Genomic DNA, 19,270 nt, shown 5'->3' with positions numbered 1-19,270 from the left:
GCCGTTAAAGCGAGCGCCCGATAACCAGCTTCATGATCTCGGAGGTGCCGCCATAGATCCGACGCACGCGGGCATCCACATACATGCGGGAAATAGGGTATTCGCGCATGTAGCCGTAGCCACCGAACAACTGCAGGCATTTATCGACGACCACCCCTTCGTTCTCGGTCGTCCAGAGCTTCGCCATGGCACCCTCTTCCGGGGTCAACACACCCTCATCACACTTCTTGATGCACTGATCGAGGTAGGCCCAGCCCACTTCCAGATTGGTTTTCATATCGGCAAGCGTGAACTGGGTGTTCTGGAACTCGAAAATCGCCTTTCCGAACGCTTTGCGCTCCTTGACATAATCCCTAGTGATGTCGAAAGCGCGCTGGGCCTCGGCCTGCGCACGACAGGCAATGGTGATTCGCTCGCGGGGCAACTCCCGCATCATGATTCTGAACCCCTCACCTTCCTCGCCGACCAGGTTGCTGATGGGAACACGCACATCCTGGAAGAACATTTCAGAGGTATCGGCCGCCTTCTGACCGATCTTGTCTAGGTTGCGACCGCGGGAGAAACCGGCGCGGTCGGTTTCGACGATAATCAGACTGATGCCACGGCCACCGGCACTGGGGTCCGTGGTACAGGCCACCAGGACAAAGTCACAGTTCTGACCGTTGGTGATGAAGGTCTTCTGGCCGTTGATAACGTATTCGTCGCCGTCCCTGACGGCCGTGGTACGGAGGTTCTTCAGGTCACTGCCGACGCCGGGTTCGGTCATGCCGATGGCGGCAATCTTTTCAGCGGTTACCATCTTTGGCAGCCAGTACTTTTTCTGCTCTTCGGTACCGGCGCTCAGCAGGTAGTAGGCAACAATGTCGGCCTGAACGGAGAAGCCGACACTGGCACCGCCAATGGCGTAGCCGGTTTCTTCGGAGAGCACCATGTTGTAGAGGAAGTCCGCCCCCGGACCGCCGTACTCCTCCGGCACACCGCAACACAGAAAGCCATTCTCCGCAGCTTTCTCCCAAAGACTGCGCGGCACCACGCTTTCCTCTTCCCATTGCTCGATATTGGGTTCGAGCTCGGCACGGAAAAAGCGGCGGACATTATCACGAAACAGCTCATGGTCACTGTTGTAGATTGACCGGTTCTGCATATTGTTATCCCCTTGAAGCGACAGAAAACCCTTGATTTGAGTAACCGTATCAGCAAGGCAAAACTACAACAATTATATACTTTTTATATGTGCTATATTTTTTCAGCATATTATTAATTAAAGAACAGACACCAAGACTAATGCATAAGTGTGGTATAGAATGCGAATAACAGATACTTAATTGTTATAGAAGAGGGATGGCATGCCTTTCAATCTGAACATCGACCTGCGCCAGCTGAACACCTTTCTGACGGTCGCCGACACCGGCAGTTTCAGTCGCGCATCCGAAAAGCTGTTTGTGGCGCAACCCGCACTGAGCCGACAGATCCGAATGCTGGAGGAAGCCCTGAACGTCGAGGTGTTTGTCCGACACGGCCGGGGGGTGGTGTTGACCGCAGCTGGCGAACTTCTTTATGAACGGGCCCACACACTGCTGCAGAGCCTGGAGCGCACCCAGGCCGATGTGACCGCCGTTGCTGGCGAGGTGACCGGCCAGGTGACATTGGGGCTCCTGCCTACCGTAGCCCATACATTCTCCGGAGCCACGATCGAGGAATATCGCAAACGCTTTCCTCAGGTCACCCTCTCGGTGAAATCCGCAATGAGCGGCACGCTACAACAGATGGTATTGCAACACCGGCTGAATCTTGCCATAACCTACAGCCACCACGGCAGCCAGAAAAATCTGCGCTACCGGCCATTGATCGAAGAGCGCTTTTACCTGATCTCGCCCCCCGGCACCAAGGTCTCCAAGCTCTCCGAGATTACCCTGGATGAAGTAATGGATCTGCCGCTCGTACTGCCGGAAGAAAAACATGGTTTGCGTGTACGAATGGAAAAAGAGGCGGCGGAGCGCAATAAAAGTCTGAACCTGGCACTGGAAGTCAGCGCCTGGCCGATGCTGACGGACATGGTAAGGCGGGGACTGGGTTACACCATCCTTTCATCAGCAGCGGTCCACGACATGGCCTCAAGATCCGAAGTCGTCGCCATCCCCATCACCTCTCCGGAGATCAGCAGAACCCTGGCGATTGTCACTCCGATGGACCTTCCCTCTTCCGTGGCCACCCTCAAGCTGGCGGAGATCATCATGCAGCAAGTGGCGATACAGGTGCAGGCCGGAATCTGGAATGGAAAATTGTTATTCGATCCAAAGGAGATTGGCGACACCCGTAAAAACCAAATATTGCATGAGGATGCATAGAAAAACCGGATAGATAGGGTCTGCCAATGTCGGAATCAGTAGCCAGCCATATAAACGGGGCATAGGTATTATCGAATATAGATAATTGTTGGAGTACATATCTACTGTTACTTTTCAGGCGCTACCTGACGTACAAGGATAATTTCATGAAGTCGTCAGTCAGGGTACGCCTGTGTAGATTTTCGATATTCCAACAATAATTTTGGAGATAACCCCCTATGCCCAATAATAAATTTATTCACAGCCATCAAACTGACTACAGCCGCCATCGCACTGGGTGTCGCTGGACAGTCGGCCGCTATCGGATTTACCGCCGGCGATGCAACCGTTGATATTTATGGCTATGCACGACTCAACGCCTCCTACGATATTGATGAAGATATCAGTCGCTCCACCGGCACCCGCTCAGGCGACTTCAGTAAAGTGAACACCGGCGCAGCAGAAGACAATGAAGCTTCCGGTTATTTCGGTGCCGATGCTGTTCAATCAAGGCTCGGTGTTCGCACGACGCTCCCGAATGATGTAAAAATTACCATTGAAGGTGACTTTCGGACCAGCACCAGCACCGTCCGTCTTCGCCACGCTTTTGGTCAGTACAAAAACTGGCTTATGGGGCAGACTTGGTCAAACTACACTGCGTTCACTGGCGCCACCTCTGTCCTAGAATTCGACGGAGTAGCAGGCAACGCAGGCTTATACAGCCGAACTACTCAAGTACGTTACACCACTGGCGGTTTGTCACTGGCTGCTGAAGATTCCAAAGCCAGCATCACTGATGGTAGTGCCTCAGTAGAGACCAAACAAAGCATCCCTACCTTTACTGCACGCTATACCGGAGAGTCAGGGCCGGTTGCGTTTTCCACAGCGGCACTTGTCCAGCAAGTTGGTTATGACACCGGCACCAAAGACGATGCGGCATTGGGCTTTGCTGTCTTCGGTTCGGCCAAGTTCAACGTAACCGATACGGTCAGCATTCAGGGCAACGTCAACTATACCGACGGCGCCAACGGCTACCTGTGGCGCTCAGGCACCAACTACTATGGTGAAGATGCCTATGTGGACGCCAACGGCGACGTAGAAACCATTACCGGCTACAGCGCTAACCTGGGCACCAGCATCAAGGCCGGCCCGGGTGCATTCAACATTGTTTATGGTTTCACCACTATGGATTGGGACGACGCTGTCGATGATGGCCTGGCCGTGGGTGACAAACACGAAACCAACACCAACGCTTTCGTTAACTACCAGTGGAGCCCAGTGAAAAGCGTAAATCTCGGCGTTCAGTATGGCTACTTCGAGGTGGAGAAAGTAAACGGTGACGATGGCGATGCAAGCCGAGTGATGTTCGCGGCCCAGTACAATTTCTGAGTCAGTCACTGAAAGGGAAAACACCCGGGCCCGACAGGCCCGGGTATTGTAGGGCTATACGGTTACCGGACCTCTCCGACTGACCCTCCGCAACCCGAACTCCCCTTGGCTTTACCTGACTCCGATTTATACCGTCAAGCGCAATGGCCGACTGCTTGCGTCTGCATCCGCACGGGATTTCACCTGACTTCTTGGAACCGAAACCGGCACCTGAAAACTGGAGAATTGGATGAAAGTTCTAGTCACCGTAAAACGAGTAATCGACTACAACGTAAAGGTGCGCGTCAAGCCGGACAACACCGGTGTTGATCTCGCCAACGTCAAGATGGCAATGAACCCGTTCTGCGAAATCGCTGTTGAAGAAGCGGTTCGCCTGAAAGAGAAGGGTGTTGCCAGTGAAATCGTGGTGGTGTCCATTGGCCCGAAAGCCTGTCAGGAGCAGCTCCGTACGGCTCTTGCATTGGGTGCGGACCGGGGCATCCATGTCGAAACCGACGAGGAGGTTCAGTCTCTCGAAGCGGCCAAGCTGCTGAAGGCTGTTGTTGAGAAAGAAGAGCCAAAGCTGGTCATTCTTGGCAAGCAGTCCATCGATTCCGATAACAACCAGACTGGCCAGATGCTGGCCGCGCTGACCGGCATGGGTCAGGGCACCTTCGCTTCCGAAGTGGTTGTGGAAGGCGACAAGGTTAACGTAACCCGTGAGGTAGATGGTGGTCTGATGACCCTTTCCCTGAACCTCCCTGCGGTTGTCACCACCGACCTGCGTCTGAACGAGCCGCGCTACGCTTCTCTGCCGAACATCATGAAGGCCAAGAAGAAGCCGCTGGACAACATGAGCCCGGCCGATCTGGGTGTCGACATCGCTCCGCGCCTTTCCACCCTGAAGGTTGAAGCGCCTGCTTCCCGTCAGGCGGGTGTGAAAGTGGCCGACGTTGCCGAGCTGGTCGATAAACTGAAGAATGAAGCGAAGGTGATCTAAATGAGCATCCTTGTAATTGCTGAACATGACAACAGCAGCCTGAAACAGGCTACCCTGAATGTTGTAGCGGCTGCCAAGGCCATCGGCGGAGACATCGACGTACTGGTTGCCGGTGAGAACTGTGGTGCGGTAGCTGAAGCAGCTGCCAAGGCCGAAGGCGTTAACAAGGTACTGGTTGCCGACAACGCCGCTTATGGTCACTTCCTGGCCGAAAACCTGGATGAGCTGGTTGCCGAAGTAGGCAAGGGCTACAGCCACATCCTGGCTGCTGCTGGCACCGTGGGCAAAGACTTTATGCCACGTGTTGCTGCACTGCTGGACGTTGCCCAGGTTTCCGACATCATGCGTGTGGAGTCCGAAGACACCTTCGTTCGTCCGATCTACGCTGGTAACGCCATTGCCACTGTAAAATCCAGTGACAGCATCAAGGTTGTTACTGTTCGTCCGACCGCGTTCGACCCGGTTGCTGGTGAAGGTGGCTCCGCTGCTGTTGAACAGCTAGACGTTGTAAAAGACGCTGGCCTGTCCCAGTTTGTAAGCGAAGAGCTGGCCAAGTCTGACCGTCCTGACCTGGCAAGCGCCGGTATCGTTGTTTCCGGTGGTCGCGGCATGCAGAGCGGCGACAACTTCAAGATGCTTGAGCAGGTTGCCGATCTGATGGGTGCCGCTGTTGGCGCATCCCGTGCTGCTGTTGACGCTGGTTTCGTACCGAACGACATGCAGGTTGGCCAGACCGGTAAGATTGTTGCTCCACAGCTGTACATCGCCGTGGGCATTTCCGGTGCCATCCAGCATCTGGCTGGTATGTCTGATTCCAAGGTGATCGTTGCGATCAACAAGGATGAAGAAGCGCCGATCTTCCAGGTTGCTGATTACGGCCTCGTTGCGGATCTCTTCGAAGCTGTACCCGAGTTAGAGACTGAACTCCGAAACGCGGTGTAGATACTCAGGGGGTTTTTGCGTCGTTGTTGTACCCCTCTTTTGCCCCCGCCATGGGGGCCTTTTTGTTTTTATATCCTGAGGAAACAATTATGGAACGCGAATCGATGGAATTTGATGTTCTGATCGTCGGCGGCGGCCCGGCGGGCCTGTCGGCAGCGTGCCGTGTCATGCAGTTGGCACAGGAAGCTGGCGAGGAACTCACCGTATGCGTGGTAGAAAAAGGGTCTGAGATCGGCGCTCACATTCTGGCCGGTACCGTATTCGAGCCCACTGCCCTCAACGAACTCTTCCCCGACTGGAAAGATAAAGGCGCTCCGCTCAACACGCCGATTACCCGTGACGACATTTTCCTGCTGAAGAACCAGGAAAACGCCACCAGGATTCCCAATGCGTTTGTGCCCAAGAACATGCACAACCATGGCAACTACATTATCAGCCTGGGTAACCTCTGCCGCTGGCTCGCCGAACAGGCTGAGCAACTGGGCGTTGAAGTCTACCCCGGCTTTGCCGCCGCCGAGACCATTGTTGAGGATGGCCAGGTAAAAGGCATTATCACCGGCGATATGGGCGTTGCCCGCGACGGTTCCGAATCTGCGGGGTCGACAACAAGGCTAAGTTCCGCTTATCGCCCAGAATGGCATGAACTCGGGGGTTGGGTGACCAAAAAACCAGTAGTTCAATAGGTTGAGAGTGTTTTTGGGCTATTTTTCTCGTTTGTCTGCCAACCCTCATGAAAGTCCGACAGCGGGACTTTCCCTTTCTGACGGGATTGGCACGAACCCTTCCAGAACTGCCCTGATTTGCGATCGAACACCGGCCGGCTTGCCGAGCGATAAAGAACGTAGCCAATTGTGAGGTAGCCGGGAATCAAGAGGAACGGTGTGATAAACGCAAACTTGCCCCAGGTGTCGACGATAAGAATCATCGGCAGGGTGATCAGAACAGGCAGCAGGGCCATCAGGATCTCCAGCGAGGATGGCAATGAGAATGTCAGAGCAAGTGGCCCCAGGGAAACGAGCCTTCGCCGTAGAAGCACGCTTTGTGGTCATTCTGACAATTTTCGAATGTTCGCTTTTGTTTAGAAGCTTGGATTTATGCTGATGCCCTTGCCACTCCCAGCGTATGAGTGAACTTACCTCGGTTCAGATTCCCCTCACTGGCTCATCTCGTCGCCGCATAAAGTGCGCTTTCCCAATGAAAGCGTGGCCAGAACCCCGACGAATGTCGCCATAATAATGTGGCAGATTGGGCTAGACTGGAACTTCAAGAACACACTCAGGCTTGCCGCGTAGAAGACCACTCTCACAGGAAGAACAAAAACTGACTGACGGTCATTTTCCAGCTGGCCGCAGATCGAACCGTCACAAGCCTTGGCACATATTTGTCACATATACGTCACATGGAATTTCTGCTGGCCCAAACGCAAAAAAGGCAGACCAGTAACTAACTGATCTGCCTTTCTCTTTTATGGTAGCGGGGGCTGGATTCGAACCAACGACCTTCGGGTTATGAGCCCGACGAGCTACCAGACTGCTCCACCCCGCATCAAAACTGGTTGTTTACCGGGCTACCCCGATCAACGTGCGCGTATATTAATGATTGGATTCAAAACTGTCAATCGATATCTTCGAAAAGGTCTGCCCGGTACTGAAGCTCTTCGGGCTCTGGGGCAGCGTGATCTTGATAGAATCCCACTGTTTCAATCACTTCCTGAACAGGTCGAAAGGAGCGGCGGTGTTCAATGGTTGCTCCGAGGCGGCGCAGGGCCTCCAGATGGACCGGGGTCGGATAACCTTTGTGCTGCGCCAGGCCGAACCCGGGGAAACGCGCTTCCAGCGCTTCCATTTCCCGGTCACGGGTTACTTTGGCAATAATAGAAGCGGCGCTGATGGCAGCCACCCGACTGTCGCCTTTGACAACCGGTTCCGACGGCCAGCGCCACTTGGGACAGCGATTACCATCCACCAGAACGTACTCAGGCACCACAGCCAGCCCCGATACTGCGCGCTCCATAGCCAGCATTGTGGCCTGGTAGATATTCAGCCGGTCGATTTCGTGGGACTCGCACCGGCCAATGCTCCAGGCTTTGGCATGCTCGAGAATCTGATCGTAGAGGGCGTTGCGACGCTTCTCGGTCAGTTTCTTTGAGTCAGCCAGGCCTGCGATTGGCCGGTCCGGATCCAGAATGACCGCGGCAGTCACGACGGCCCCGATGAGCGGCCCCCGACCGACTTCGTCCACGCCGGCAAGCAAAGAACCGGTGTAACGACACTCGAAGGGTGGCAAAGGGCTCTTGGGCATCAGTGGACACCCTGCTCTATCAGGTCTGAGATCGCCTGAGCGGCTTTTTCATCAGCCCCCTGCTTCAGTGAATGGTGCAACTCGGTAAAGGCTTCGTTAAGCCTCGCCCTCTCCTCTTTGTTCTCCAGTCGCTCAAGCACTGCTGCACCCAGACTCTCGGCCGTGGCGTCGTCCTGGAGCAGCTCTGGAACAAGCTGGCGCTTCGCGAGGAGATTGGGCAATGCGACATGAGGCACCTTCACCAACTTCGACAGAAGCGCATAGCTGAACCCGCTCAGGCGGTACCCTACAACCATCGGCTTTTTGAGAAGCATCGCTTCGAGTGTTGCCGTTCCAGAGGCCAAGAGCACAACGTCGGAGGCGGCCATAACATCCCTGGAACGCCCACGTACGATGGTAACCGGAAGCTTCACCTCCAACGCATCGACCAGATCGCGCACCTGCTTCTCCCGGTCCCGGTTCACGCAGGGGATCACCAACTGCAGATCAGGTCTTCTTTCCTGTATCCAGCGAGAGGCTTCAAGAAACAAGGTACCAAGTCTCTCCACTTCTCCTGCACGACTACCGGGAAGAACCGCCAGTACGGGTGCGTCCGCATCTATTCCCAACGACTCCCGCATCTTGAGGGTATCCGGCGCCATGGGAATTCGATCTGCCAGTGGATGGCCCACGAAGGCCACAGGCACCTGATGCTCCTCGTAAAACCTTGCCTCGAAAGGAAACAGGGTCAACATCAGGTTGACCGATTTGGCAATTTTGAAGATCCGCTTCTGCCGCCAGGCCCAAACCGATGGGCTGACATAATGCACGGAAAGAATGCCGGCCTCGCGGCAGCGCCGTTCGATCGCAAGCGTAAAATCCGGAGAATCGATACCGATCACAACATCCGGTGGCGTGGCGAAGAAATAGTCCAGGAGCCGGGCCCGGATGCTGAACAATTCACGAATTCGTCCAAGGACCTCCACCAGCCCCATGACCGAAAGACGTTCCATCGGCACCAGGGAATGGAATCCCTCCGCAACCATTTCCTCCCCGCCAATGCCGACGAACCGGGCCTGGGGATAGCGTTGGCGCAGCGAACGGATCAGGCCGGCACCGAGGATATCCCCCGATGCCTCACCGGCAATGATTCCGAATGTGATTTTACGCTCGCTGATGGTCGCGTGAGAAAGATCTGTCACCGACAGGCTCCTGCCGGGTTAGCGGATGATGCCGCGGTGAGCTCCACGCAGGGAGTCAATGAGGGGACGTATTTCTGCAACATCGGAGTAGGACTTCTCAAGCTCTTCGACGGCCTGTTCGGTTGTCAGCCCCTGGCGATAGATCACCTTGTAGGCGCGGCGTAAAGCCAGCAAGACATCCTTGCTGAAACCGCGGCGCTTAAGGCCTTCCACGTTCATGCCGTGTGGCTGGGCGGACTGACCGCTCGCCATCACATAAGCCGGAATGTCCTTGAGTACGATGCTGCCACCAGCCGCCATGCTGTGGGGACCAATATGACAGAACTGGTGCACCATGGTACCACCGCCCAGAATCGCGAAATCGCCGACCGAAACATGGCCCGCCAGGGTGGCACAATTGGCCAGAATGGTGTTGTCACCGACGATACAGTCATGAGCGACATGCACGTACGCCATCAAAAGATTGCCACTGCCGATACGGGTTTCACCCCGGTCCTGGACCGTGCCCCGATGAACCGTGCAATTCTCGCGAATCACGTTGTTGTCGCCAATCACCAGTGTGGTTGGCTCGCCCGCGTATTTCTTGTCCTGGCATTCCTCGCCGATACTGGAGAACTGGAAAATACGGTTATTCCGGCCGATAACCGTCGGCCCCTTGACCACCACGTGGGACAGGATCTCGGTACCCTCGCCGATTTCCACATCAGGGCCAATGTAGCTCCAGGGCCCGACAGTAACGTTGTCCCCGAGCCTGGCTGACGGGTCTACAATCGCCTGAGGATGGACACCCGACCAGTCATTTGTCGCCATCAAACTTCTCTCTCAGCGGTCAGAATCTCTGCCACGCAGACGACTTCACCGTCGACCAGGGCGCGACACTCGAATTTGTAAATACCCCGTTTACCGGAGATGAGTTCCGACTCCATACACAGTTGGTCCCCTGGTAAAACCGGGCGTTTGAACCGGGCCTTGCTGGATCCGGCGAGGTATTGTACCACGCCGTCAGAAGGTTTCCGGCCCACAGTCACAAAACCGAGAATGCCGGACAGCTGAGCCATGGCTTCGATGATCAACACCCCCGGCATGATCGGGTTGTTCGGGAAGTGGCCCTGGAAGAACGACTCGTTAAACGAAATATTCTTGTAGCCCTTGATCGATTTTCCCTTTTCGACCTCCGTGACCCGATCCACCAGCAGAAACGGGTATCGGTGCGGCAGGTATTCCAGAATTTCGTCGATGTTCATCATGTTGATCGGCCTCAGCCCTCTAATTTCTTTTCCAGTTCTTTTACCCGTCTTGCCAGCGCATCCAGCTGCCGGAAGCGGACAGCATTCTTGCGCCACTGACGGTTGCTATCGGCGCTGGTGCCGGATGAATAGACCCCGGGCTCACGAATGTCGCCCGTTACCAGGGTCATACCTGTCAGATGAACCTGATCAGCAATCTCCAGATGACCAGCCACACCCGAGGCGCCGCCGAATACACAGTGCCGTCCAATGCGGGTACTGCCGGCAATGCCGACCATCGCCGCCATGGCGCTGTGATCGCCGATGCGAACGTTATGGGCAATCTGGATGAGGTTGTCGAGTTTCACCCCATCACCGATGACGGTGTCGTCGAGAGCGCCACGATCAATGGTGGTGTTGGCACCCACTTCCACATCACTCCCCAGAACAACCCGACCGAGCTGTGCGATCCGGTGCCATACACCCTTCTCATTAGCGAAACCAAAACCGTCGGAGCCAATAACGGCGCCACTGAGGATGTGACAACGCTCGCCAATGACCACATCGTGAGCCAGAGTCACCCGTGGCCGGATTAAAGTCCGGGCCCCGACCCTGGCGCGGGCGCCAATAACCGAGCCGGCTCCCACGACGACTTTCTCGCCAATGTCAGCCCCTGCTTCCACCACCACATTAGGACCGATACAGGCATCGTCAGCGATGCTGGCCGACGGATCGACCACAGCAGTCGCGTGAACGCCGGGCAAAGCAACAGGCGCGAGATCAAACCAGTGGCTCAGCTGAGCATAGCCGAGGTAGGGATTGTCCAGTAACAGGACGTTGGTCGGAGCATCCTTCGCCGAGGCCGGCGAAGCAATAACCGCCGAAGCACGTGTATCCGCCAGATACTTGCCATAGGAAGGGTTAGCGAGAAAACTGATCTGGCCGGGCACGGCGGCCTGCAACGTCGCCAGCCCCGATACCCTGATATCAGGATCACCGCGCAGCTCCGCACCCAGGGCATTGGCAATATCCCCCAGGCGATAGGACCTTTCTGTCATTGCGTGCTCCCAAGCAACGATCAGGGCACCGGGGTGCCCGTCACAGATTAACGGTTCAGTTTTTCAAGAAGCTGAGAGGTCAGGTTCATTTCAGGCTTCACATAGACAACAGCTTCGCTGGGCAGGATCAGATCGAGATTGTTCTCTTCAAGAAGCTCCTTGACCGCCGCGTCCACCTCGGGACGGGCCTGCTCCAGAAATGCCTGCTTACGCTGATTCACCGTTGAATCGAGCCGTTGCTTCAGGAAGTTGAACTCTTTTACCTTTTCCTGGAACTCACCGGCCAGTTTGTTGCGCTCGCTCTCGTTCATCATGGCACCGTCTTTCTCCAGGCGCTCCTGGAGCTTGCGGGCCTCTTCCTGAGCTTCGCGCACCCGGGCCTCATCGCCCGCAAAATCCTTCTGGAGGGATTCGCTGAAGGTCCTGGCATCGTCTGAAGAGAACAGTGCCTGACGCAGGTCCACCACACCAATTCGGGTTTCAGCCATGGCCGGGAATGAAAACGCCATAACCATGGCGGCGAATATCAACATGAATCGGGACATTGGTTTTCTCCTGATTTTCATCCGTAGGTTGTTATTATCCATGCGCTAGAAGGTCTGGCCCAGCGAGAACTGGAATACCTGGGTGTCATCACCCGGCTTGTCGTTCAGCGGCTTCGCCAGACTGAAGGCCAGCGGGCCAACAGCGGTAATCCACTGGAAGCCAATACCGGCGGACATTCTGATTTCGCTCAGTTCCGGATCGAAACCGCGCGCAGTGTCGAACACCTGACCTGCGTCCAGGAAAAACGCCGTTCTCATGGAGCGGGTATCACCGGCAAAGGGCGTGGGGAATATCAGCTCAACACCACCTTCAGTGAGCAGGTTACCGCCGAACGGATCCGGGTCTGAGAGGTCGTTGACGTTGTTCGTAGCAAGGCGACCCAAGGAGTTGGCCCGGTACCCCCGAACCGATCCGTAGCCCCCTGTATAGAAGTGCTCGTAAAACGGCATCTGGGTCCGATCTCCGTAACCATCACCATAACCGATCTCTGAACGCGCCCGTAAGATCCAGCGATTATCGTCAGTCACCGGATAGTAGAAATCGGTCTTGTGTGTCACCTTGTAAAAGGTCAGATCGCTGCCCGGCACTGCTACGTCAAGCGACAACGACTGGCTATGGCCATCACTGGGCAGAACACCCCGGTTGAGAGTACTGCGGCGCCAGCTGCCGAAGAGGAAGAAGTTATTGAACGAATCCCCTTCCTCATCAATGAACTGAATGACCTCCTGTGAGGTGAACAGGCCTTCCTTAAGATTGGACTGGGTAAACCCGGCCCCAAAGTTCAAACGGGTGATATTGTCCGTGGGATAACCGAAGGTGATACGGCCGCCATATTCGTCCAGCAGGAAGGCGGAGATATCCTCTTCCTCATAATCGGTTTGCCGGGCAAAAAGACTGTAGCCACGGCTTACGCCGTCAACCGTGTAGTAAGGGTCCAGGTAGGAGACGTTTGCGCTTTTGACAAAATCACTCACGTTGACACCGAAAGAGACGCGCTTCCCGGTACCGAAAAAATTATTCTCGGACACGTTGGCGCCAAGAATCACCCCGGACTCCTGCGAGAAACCGACGGAAGCGGAAAGACTGCCCGTCGGCTGTTCTGCCACGGAGTAGTTCACATCAACCAGATCGTCGGTGCCCGGAACTGGTACCGTCTCAACATTCACCATCTCGAAGAAGCCGAGACGCTCCAGTCTGGTCTTGGAAAACTCGATGCGATCGGAAGACGCAACACCGCCCTCCATCTGGGTCATTTCCTGGCGCAATACATCATCACGGGTGGAAACGTTGCCCTCAAAATTGATTCTGCGGACATAAGCCCGCTTGCCCGGTTCGACGAAGAAAGTCACCGCAGCCGTGTTGTTCTCACCAGGTTCAGGAACGGCATTGACGTTGGCGAAGGCGTAGCCTTCCCTTCCGAGCCGGAATGCCAGGGATTCGGAAATTGCCGTCATGCGGGATCGGGAAAATACGTCGCCCTCCTCAACCGGAATCAGCGAGCGCAGCTCCTCTTCACCCACGATCAGCTCACCACGAAGGTTAATCTCGGAAATGGTGTACTGAGGCCCCTCATTCAGGGCAATCGCGATGAAGACTTTTTGTTTGTCAGGCGAAATGGATACCTGGCTGGACTCGACGTTGAAATCCAGATAACCACGGTCAAGATAGAACGACCGCAGCGATTCAAGGTCGCCACTCAGGCGCTCTCTCGCGTACTTGTCCGAGTTTGTAATTGAGTTCCACCAGCTCGTGGTCTGCAGCTCGAACAGCTCTTGCAGTTCTTCGTCACTGAAGTCCTTGTTGCCGATCAGGTTGATATGGTGGATCGCAGCGACCGACCCCTCATTGATATCCAGGCGAATCGCAACGCGGTTTCTGGGCAGCTCCTCGGCCGTTGCCTTTACCCGGGCGTTGTAGCGCCCCTGGGCAATGTAAGAGCGCAGAATTTCCAGTTCCAGACGTTCAAGAGTCGCACGCCGGAATACCTGGCCTTCCTGAAGCCCGGCGCCAGCGAGGGCATCCATCAACATCTCGGTTTCAATGTTCTTGTTGCCCTCAATCTCGATATCGCTGATGGAGGGTCGTTCACGAACCGTCAGGATAAGCACACCGGCATCCCGGCTGGCCTCAATGTCGGTGAAAAGACCGGTCCGGAACAGCGACTTGATCGCATCAGCCAGCTCGGTCTCGTCCACCTGCTCGCCAATATTGACAGGGAACGCGGAAAAAACAGTACCCGCAGATACCCTCTGCAGGCCTTCCACCTCAATATCCGCAACAGTGAACTGATCAGCAAATGCTGGCTTCAGGCCGGACACGGCTACAGCGAGGCCAACGGCTACACCTAGAAGAGAACGTCTCATTCAAATATTTCGCCTGGTTAATGCGCGTAAGGAGCTCGCAATTCTCACAACCGCATCAGGTCGTTGTAAAGAGCAAACACCATTAATGTGAGGATCATTGCCATACCAATTCGTAATCCAAACGCCTGAGCCTGCTCGGAAAGCGGCTTCCCACGGAGAGCTTCGATGGTGTAGTAAACGATATGACCACCATCTAGCACCGGCACAGGCAGAAGGTTCAGAATGCCCAGGCTCACGCTCAGATAGGCAAGAAAACGCACGAAGTCTTCGAACCCGGAACTGACACTGGCTTCAGCAACCCGGGCAATGGTAATTGGTCCACTGAGGTTGGTGGGTGACAACAGGCCGGTGACCATCTTCTTGATGGCCACCAGTGTCAAGCGGGTATCCGCCCAGGTTTCGCTGAGGGCGACCGGAACCGCAGCAAACGGGCCGTAGCTAACATCCCGCAAAACCTCTTCCGGCCAGGAAATGGCTTCCACACCGGCACCGACAAAACCAATCGACTCCCCGCTTTCTTCGGCCCTCGCCTCCGGCGTGACACTGACAGCTTGTTCCGCACCATTGCGTTCGATGGTTACCTGCAGCGTCTGCTCCGGGGCATTGCGGATAAACTCAACCAGCTCGAACCAGCTGTTGATCGATTCCCCGTTGACGGCCACTATGCGGTCACCGGGCTGAAGCCCTGCCGCCTGAGCGCGGCCACCGTCGGAAATCTGCCCCAGTACCGGGGGAACCGACGGGCGCCATGGTGTGATACCGAACTCGGCCAAAGGATTGGGGGTGTCATCACTCAGGCCCCAACCGGAAAGCTCGCCGCTGATAGTCCCGCGTGCGCCGTCCTCCGAAACCTCCATGGAAATCAGGCCATGCTCCCCGGTTCGCTCCAGAATGCGCATATTCACATCGCGCCAGGAGCTTACCCGGTGGCCGTCCACCGCGTGGATCTCCATACCTTCCTGCAAACCGACCCGCTCGGCCACGCTCTCATCGGCAATCTGCCCAACAATGGGCGCGACATGGGTAACGCCGACCACGCTCAACAGCCAGTATGCGAAAATAGCGAAAATGAAGTTGGCCACGGGACCGGCTGCGGCGATGGCAATGCGCTGCCCTGGCGGTTTGGAGGTAAAGGCCTGATCCCTCAGTTCTTCTGGCACCGGCCCTTCGCGCTCATCCAGCATTTTCACGTAGCCACCCAAAGGAATGGCGGCAACCGCAAACTCGGTTCCATGCCTGTCGTACCATGAAAACATCGGTTTCCCGAAACCCACCGAGAAACGGAGCACTTTCACGCCGCAACGCCGGGCAACCCAGAAATGACCGTATTCGTGCAAGGTCACGAGGATACCCAGGGTAAGTGCGAGTGCTAGGACGGTTTCAATAATCTGCATAGCGTTCCTGATTGAATGGCTTCAGCCGGGCAGCATTCCGCTGCGACTATCAGACAGTTAACAGACCTATCTGTTCCCGCGCACGAGCCCGTGCTTCTTTATCCTTTGCAAAGATAATGTCAAAGCTGTCTGCTGGTTCAACAGCAGTCGCAACCAGCGTTCGCTCTATGATAACGGGGATATCCGAAAAACACAGGCTGCCCTCGAGAAAAGCGGCAACAGCCACCTCATTGGCGGCATTGAGAACCGCCGGCGCAGTGCCACCTGCCTCGAACGCTTCCGCCGCGAGGCGCAGACACGGAAAACGACCCAGATCCGGACGCTCGAAATGAAAGCGACCGATCGCAAACAGGTCGAGAGGAGCAACGCCGGCATCAATGCGCTCTGGCCAGGCCAGGCCGTTGGCAATCGGTGTTCTCATATCGGGACTGCCAAGCTGGGCCAGAACGGAGCCATCGGCATATTCAACCATCGAGTGGATAATACTCTCAGGGTGGACATGCACCTCAACTTTCTGGGGCGTGGTGTTGAACAGCCAGCAGGCTTCAATGAGCTCGAGGCCCTTGTTCATCAGGGTGGCCGAGTCCACGGAAATCTTCTGCCCCATGGACCAATTCGGATGGGCACAGGCCTGGGCGGGCGTTACCGATCGAAGATCCTCGGCAGAATGTTCCCTGAACGGGCCCCCGGAGGCTGTCAGAAGTATACGAGTGATGCCGGCACCGGCAGGGTCCCGGACCTTGTCGGCCGGCATGCACTGGAAAATCGCGTTGTGCTCAGAGTCGATCGGCAGCAATTCTGCCCCCGCTTCGGCCACGGCATCCATAAACAGTTTGCCGGACATCACAAGCGCTTCTTTGTTGGCAAGCAACACCCGCTTTCCCGCCCGCACCGCCGACAGTGTTGGCGAAAGACCCGCTGCCCCGACGATAGCCGCCATCACAGTATCAACACCGGGGGTGGAGGCCACCTCGCACAACCCTTCCAGCCCGCCAAGCACGCGAGTTTCAGGCAGGTCTGCCAGCAATTTTGAGAGGACATCGGCCGCTTCAGGGTCAGCCATGACCGCCACTTTCGGACGGAATTCACGGCAGAGGACCGCGAGCTCTTCCGCACGGGTACTGGCCGTGAGCGCATAGACCGAGAAGCGGTCAGGGTGGCGCCGAACAACGTCCAGGGTACTGAGACCGATGGAGCCGGTCGCCCCGAGAACACTGATAGAGCGGGTTACCATAGTCACCAGTGCCCGGTTGTCAGCCAACCAAGTTGGGTAATAATCAATGCAAATACCGGAATGGCCGCCGTCAGGCTGTCGATCCGGTCCATGATGCCACCGTGACCGGGTAACAGCTGACTACTGTCCTTGATGCCACGGTGCCTCTTGAGCATGCTTTCCAGCAGATCGCCCAACACTGAAACAAGACCCGTGGCGAGGCTGGCAACAATTAGCAGCGAGGTCTGAACCGTCCCCGCCGAAGCCAGCCAGCTGACAACCAGGGCAAAAACCCCGACGGCCATCAGGCCGCCCCAAACGCCCGCCCATGATTTGCCAGGACTGACACGGGGCGCCAATTTTGCCTTACCAAACGCCCGACCGGCGAAGTAAGCACCGATATCGGCAACCCACACCACACAGAATACGTAGAGGATGAGCAGCAGGTTATTGGTGCTGTCACCAAACTGGAAACCACCCGTGCGCAAGTGATTCAACCCCACCCAGGCCGGCACCAGAACGAACAGCCCCATCACGGCCCTTGCCGGGAGACTGCCCCATTTATCTGAGCCTGCGGGATAACTGCGAACCAGAAGGAAACAGACGCACCACCAGAGCAGCGCCAACCACAACACCGCCACAAACGGCACGTTGAGTAGCCCGTAAAGAATAATGGCAGTAGCCAGAGCGTAACCAACCCTGCCCCCGGGATTGCCAATGCCGGACATATTCGCCCACTCCCAGGCGCCCAGGGTAATGATGGCACCGGTAAAGAGCGCAAAACCCAGGGGCGGGAGAAAAAAGATCCCGCCAATGGCGATAGGAGCGAGGATCAGTGCGGTAATAATTCGAGTTTTTAACACGGTTAACGTCGCTATCGTTCGTTATTGTTGTACAGCCTTGGCCGCTATCTGATCATCCGTCTGGCCAAAGCGACGCTGTCGGCCGGCATAGGCATGCAGGGCCTTGAGCATCTCTTCCTGTTGGAAGTCAGGCCAATACACCGGTGAAAAGTAAAGCTCTGTGTAAGCCAGGTGCCAAAGCATGAAGTTGCTGATTCTTTGCTCACCGGCGGTACGAATCATCAGGTCCGGCATTGGCAGGTCACCGATGCTGAGGTGCTGCTGAATCAGGTCATCGGTGATGTCAGAGGGTGCCAACTGCCCGGAACGGACCTGCTCGGCCACCTTGCGTGTGGCCTGCGTGATATCCCAGTGACCACCATAGTTGGCGGCAATTACCAGGGTCATCCGGGAGTTGTTGCGGGTCAGCTCTTCAGCCGCCTCCATGTGTTCACGCAGTGAAGCGCTGAACGCTGACCGATCACCGATAATGCGCAGGCGGATATCGTTCCGGTGAAGTTTGCGAACCTCGCGCTCAAGGGCGAACAGAAACAGCTTCATGAGCGCGGACACTTCGTCCTTGGGCCGACGCCAGTTCTCGCTGGAAAAGGCAAACAGCGTGAGCACTTCCACGCCTTCACGGGCACAGGTTTCCACCACTGCCCTGACCGCATCGACACCGGCCTTGTGCCCAGCCACTCCCTTGAGCCGACGGGCCTTGGCCCATCGATTGTTCCCGTCCATGATGATGGCCACATGCCGGGGCCGACTGTCTGCCGACACCGGAATCTCTGCGGATACAGTTCCCGTCATGAAATCCCCTGTGCGGCCGGAGCGCCTCGGTGCTTCGGCCTTTAAATTCGCTTGCAAGTAGGTCCGGACGGTTAAACCGCCATCAGGTCCTCTTCTTTGGCCTTGAGCATCTTCTCGACTTCTGCAATGTAGCGGTCAGTCAGCTTCTGGATATCGTCCTCGCCCTTGCGCTCGTCGTCTTCGGTGATTTCCTTTTCCTTCAGCAGATCCTTGATCATGCTGTTCGCGTCACGACGCGCATTACGGATGGAAACACGACCGTGCTCGGCGTCTGCTTTTGCCTGCTTGACCATTTCCTTACGGGTTTCTTCTGTCAGCATGGGCATCGGGATACGGATGATATCGCCGCTGGTCGCCGGGTTCAGGCCAAGGTCTGATGCCATGATAGCTTTCTCGGTGGTCGGCGTCAGGTTTTTCTCCCAGGGAGAGACCGTCAGCGTGCGGTTATCCTCGACGTTGACGCTAGCCACCTGCTTCAGCGGCGTCTCCTGGCCGTAGTAGTTCACCATGACACTATCCAGGATAGAGGGGTGGGCACGGCCGGTGCGGATCTTGTTGAACGCGGAGTTAAGGGACTCCAGGCTCTTTTTCATTTTCTTTTCGGCTTCTGCTTTGATGTCGTTGATCACTTCAGCATCCTCAATTCGTTCGTCATGTCATTCTGTAATCTGGCGCCACGATCCTGTGGGGCCTGGA

18 protein-coding genes, 1 tRNA gene and 1 pseudogene are annotated in these 19,270 nt (G+C 56.1%); 5 read left to right on the top strand and 15 right to left on the bottom strand.

Annotated features, from left to right (window positions below; translation table 11 throughout):
* Positions 1-4: 4 nt before the first annotated feature.
* The gene (locus BM035_RS10295; protein WP_053115131.1) at positions 5-1,144 is read right to left on the bottom strand and encodes an acyl-CoA dehydrogenase family protein; all 1,140 of its coding nucleotides are present in this window, start codon (positions 1,142-1,144) and stop codon (positions 5-7) included.
* A gap of 202 nt (positions 1,145-1,346) precedes the next feature.
* Between BM035_RS10295 and BM035_RS10290 the strand changes: the two genes are divergently transcribed.
* The 5 genes and pseudogenes from BM035_RS10290 to BM035_RS10270 form a co-directional block, all read left to right on the top strand.
* Positions 1,347-2,348 carry a LysR family transcriptional regulator gene (locus BM035_RS10290; protein ID WP_053115130.1) on the top strand — a complete coding sequence of 334 codons (1,002 nt, stop codon included), beginning with the start codon at positions 1,347-1,349 and terminating at the stop codon, positions 2,346-2,348.
* A gap of 225 nt (positions 2,349-2,573) precedes the next feature.
* Positions 2,574-3,716 (top strand): DcaP family trimeric outer membrane transporter, encoded by a 1,143-nt coding sequence (locus tag BM035_RS10285; RefSeq protein ID WP_368073260.1) that lies wholly within the window; start codon positions 2,574-2,576, stop codon positions 3,714-3,716.
* 229 nt (positions 3,717-3,945) lie between these two features.
* Positions 3,946-4,695, top strand: a complete 750-nt coding sequence (locus BM035_RS10280) for an electron transfer flavoprotein subunit beta/FixA family protein (RefSeq protein ID WP_053115129.1) — start codon at positions 3,946-3,948, stop codon at positions 4,693-4,695.
* Positions 4,696-5,637, top strand: a complete 942-nt coding sequence (locus BM035_RS10275) for an electron transfer flavoprotein subunit alpha/FixB family protein (protein WP_053115128.1) — start codon at positions 4,696-4,698, stop codon at positions 5,635-5,637.
* Positions 5,638-5,726: 89 nt separating this feature from the next.
* Positions 5,727-6,245, top strand: a pseudogene (locus BM035_RS10270) (FAD-binding protein); the annotation flags it as partial.
* 68 nt (positions 6,246-6,313) lie between these two features.
* On the opposite strand, the gene BM035_RS10265 reads toward BM035_RS10270, so the two are convergent.
* From BM035_RS10265 to frr, 14 genes are all read right to left on the bottom strand, one after another.
* Positions 6,314-6,595 carry a hypothetical protein gene (locus tag BM035_RS10265; RefSeq protein WP_092031650.1) on the bottom strand — a complete coding sequence of 94 codons (282 nt, stop codon included), beginning with the start codon at positions 6,593-6,595 and terminating at the stop codon, positions 6,314-6,316.
* Between the two features lie 510 nt (positions 6,596-7,105).
* A tRNA-Met gene (locus BM035_RS10260) sits at positions 7,106-7,182 on the bottom strand.
* 69 nt (positions 7,183-7,251) lie between these two features.
* Complete coding sequence (gene rnhB / locus BM035_RS10255) at positions 7,252-7,938, bottom strand: ribonuclease HII (RefSeq protein WP_053114841.1); 687 nt, start codon at positions 7,936-7,938, stop codon at positions 7,252-7,254.
* A complete protein-coding gene (lpxB, locus tag BM035_RS10250; RefSeq protein ID WP_092031647.1) occupies positions 7,938-9,119 on the bottom strand; it encodes a lipid-A-disaccharide synthase in 1,182 nt (393 codons plus the stop codon). The genes rnhB and lpxB overlap by 1 nt, the downstream gene beginning before the upstream one ends.
* Before the next feature lie 18 nt (positions 9,120-9,137).
* On the bottom strand, positions 9,138-9,929 hold the full coding sequence (gene lpxA / locus BM035_RS10245; protein ID WP_008170364.1) for an acyl-ACP--UDP-N-acetylglucosamine O-acyltransferase: 792 nt from the start codon (positions 9,927-9,929) through the stop codon (positions 9,138-9,140).
* Positions 9,929-10,366, bottom strand: a complete 438-nt coding sequence (gene fabZ / locus BM035_RS10240; RefSeq protein WP_008170365.1) for a 3-hydroxyacyl-ACP dehydratase FabZ — start codon at positions 10,364-10,366, stop codon at positions 9,929-9,931. Before fabZ ends, lpxA begins: the two co-directional genes overlap by 1 nt.
* Before the next feature lie 11 nt (positions 10,367-10,377).
* The gene (lpxD, locus tag BM035_RS10235) at positions 10,378-11,403 is read right to left on the bottom strand and encodes a UDP-3-O-(3-hydroxymyristoyl)glucosamine N-acyltransferase (RefSeq protein ID WP_092031645.1); all 1,026 of its coding nucleotides are present in this window, start codon (positions 11,401-11,403) and stop codon (positions 10,378-10,380) included.
* Positions 11,404-11,450: 47 nt separating this feature from the next.
* Entirely contained in the window at positions 11,451-11,948 is a 498-nt protein-coding gene (locus tag BM035_RS10230; RefSeq protein ID WP_092031642.1) for an OmpH family outer membrane protein, read from the bottom strand.
* Positions 11,949-11,993: 45 nt separating this feature from the next.
* Positions 11,994-14,312: an outer membrane protein assembly factor BamA gene (gene bamA, locus BM035_RS10225; RefSeq protein WP_092031640.1), complete on the bottom strand. Its 2,319-nt coding sequence runs from the start codon at positions 14,310-14,312 to the stop codon at positions 11,994-11,996.
* Positions 14,313-14,356: 44 nt separating this feature from the next.
* Positions 14,357-15,706 carry an RIP metalloprotease RseP gene (gene rseP / locus BM035_RS10220; RefSeq protein WP_092031637.1) on the bottom strand — a complete coding sequence of 450 codons (1,350 nt, stop codon included), beginning with the start codon at positions 15,704-15,706 and terminating at the stop codon, positions 14,357-14,359.
* 49 nt (positions 15,707-15,755) lie between these two features.
* The gene (gene ispC / locus BM035_RS10215; RefSeq protein WP_092031634.1) at positions 15,756-16,940 is read right to left on the bottom strand and encodes a 1-deoxy-D-xylulose-5-phosphate reductoisomerase; all 1,185 of its coding nucleotides are present in this window, start codon (positions 16,938-16,940) and stop codon (positions 15,756-15,758) included.
* A gap of 2 nt (positions 16,941-16,942) precedes the next feature.
* Positions 16,943-17,782, bottom strand: a complete 840-nt coding sequence (locus BM035_RS10210; protein ID WP_092031631.1) for a phosphatidate cytidylyltransferase — start codon at positions 17,780-17,782, stop codon at positions 16,943-16,945.
* A 21-nt stretch (positions 17,783-17,803) separates the two neighbouring features.
* Entirely contained in the window at positions 17,804-18,574 is a 771-nt protein-coding gene (gene uppS, locus BM035_RS10205; protein ID WP_092031628.1) for a polyprenyl diphosphate synthase, read from the bottom strand.
* A gap of 71 nt (positions 18,575-18,645) precedes the next feature.
* Entirely contained in the window at positions 18,646-19,203 is a 558-nt protein-coding gene (gene frr, locus BM035_RS10200) for a ribosome recycling factor (protein ID WP_092031625.1), read from the bottom strand.
* Between the last annotated feature and the right edge of the window lie 67 nt (positions 19,204-19,270).

The sequence above is a fragment of the Marinobacter sp. DSM 26671 genome, from assembly GCF_900112835.1.
GTDB classification, from domain to species: Bacteria; Pseudomonadota; Gammaproteobacteria; order Pseudomonadales; family Oleiphilaceae; genus Marinobacter; species Marinobacter flavimaris.
This window is presented reverse-complemented; position numbering and strand designations above follow the sequence as displayed.

Coding starts and splice junctions, on each gene's coding strand:
- BM035_RS10295 (WP_053115131.1), bottom strand. CDS start 1,144: ATGCAGAACCGGTCAATCTACAACAGTGACCATGAGCTGTTTCGTGAT.
- BM035_RS10290 (WP_053115130.1), top strand. CDS start 1,347: ATGCCTTTCAATCTGAACATCGACCTGCGCCAGCTGAACACCTTTCTG.
- BM035_RS10280 (WP_053115129.1), top strand. CDS start 3,946: ATGAAAGTTCTAGTCACCGTAAAACGAGTAATCGACTACAACGTAAAG.
- BM035_RS10275 (WP_053115128.1), top strand. CDS start 4,696: ATGAGCATCCTTGTAATTGCTGAACATGACAACAGCAGCCTGAAACAG.
- BM035_RS10265 (WP_092031650.1), bottom strand. CDS start 6,595: ATGGCCCTGCTGCCTGTTCTGATCACCCTGCCGATGATTCTTATCGTC.
- rnhB (WP_053114841.1), bottom strand. CDS start 7,938: ATGCCCAAGAGCCCTTTGCCACCCTTCGAGTGTCGTTACACCGGTTCT.
- lpxA (WP_008170364.1), bottom strand. CDS start 9,929: ATGGCGACAAATGACTGGTCGGGTGTCCATCCTCAGGCGATTGTAGAC.
- fabZ (WP_008170365.1), bottom strand. CDS start 10,366: ATGATGAACATCGACGAAATTCTGGAATACCTGCCGCACCGATACCCG.
- lpxD (WP_092031645.1), bottom strand. CDS start 11,403: ATGACAGAAAGGTCCTATCGCCTGGGGGATATTGCCAATGCCCTGGGT.
- BM035_RS10230 (WP_092031642.1), bottom strand. CDS start 11,948: ATGTCCCGATTCATGTTGATATTCGCCGCCATGGTTATGGCGTTTTCA.
- bamA (WP_092031640.1), bottom strand. CDS start 14,312: ATGAGACGTTCTCTTCTAGGTGTAGCCGTTGGCCTCGCTGTAGCCGTG.
- rseP (WP_092031637.1), bottom strand. CDS start 15,706: ATGCAGATTATTGAAACCGTCCTAGCACTCGCACTTACCCTGGGTATC.
- ispC (WP_092031634.1), bottom strand. CDS start 16,940: ATGGTAACCCGCTCTATCAGTGTTCTCGGGGCGACCGGCTCCATCGGT.
- uppS (WP_092031628.1), bottom strand. CDS start 18,574: ATGACGGGAACTGTATCCGCAGAGATTCCGGTGTCGGCAGACAGTCGG.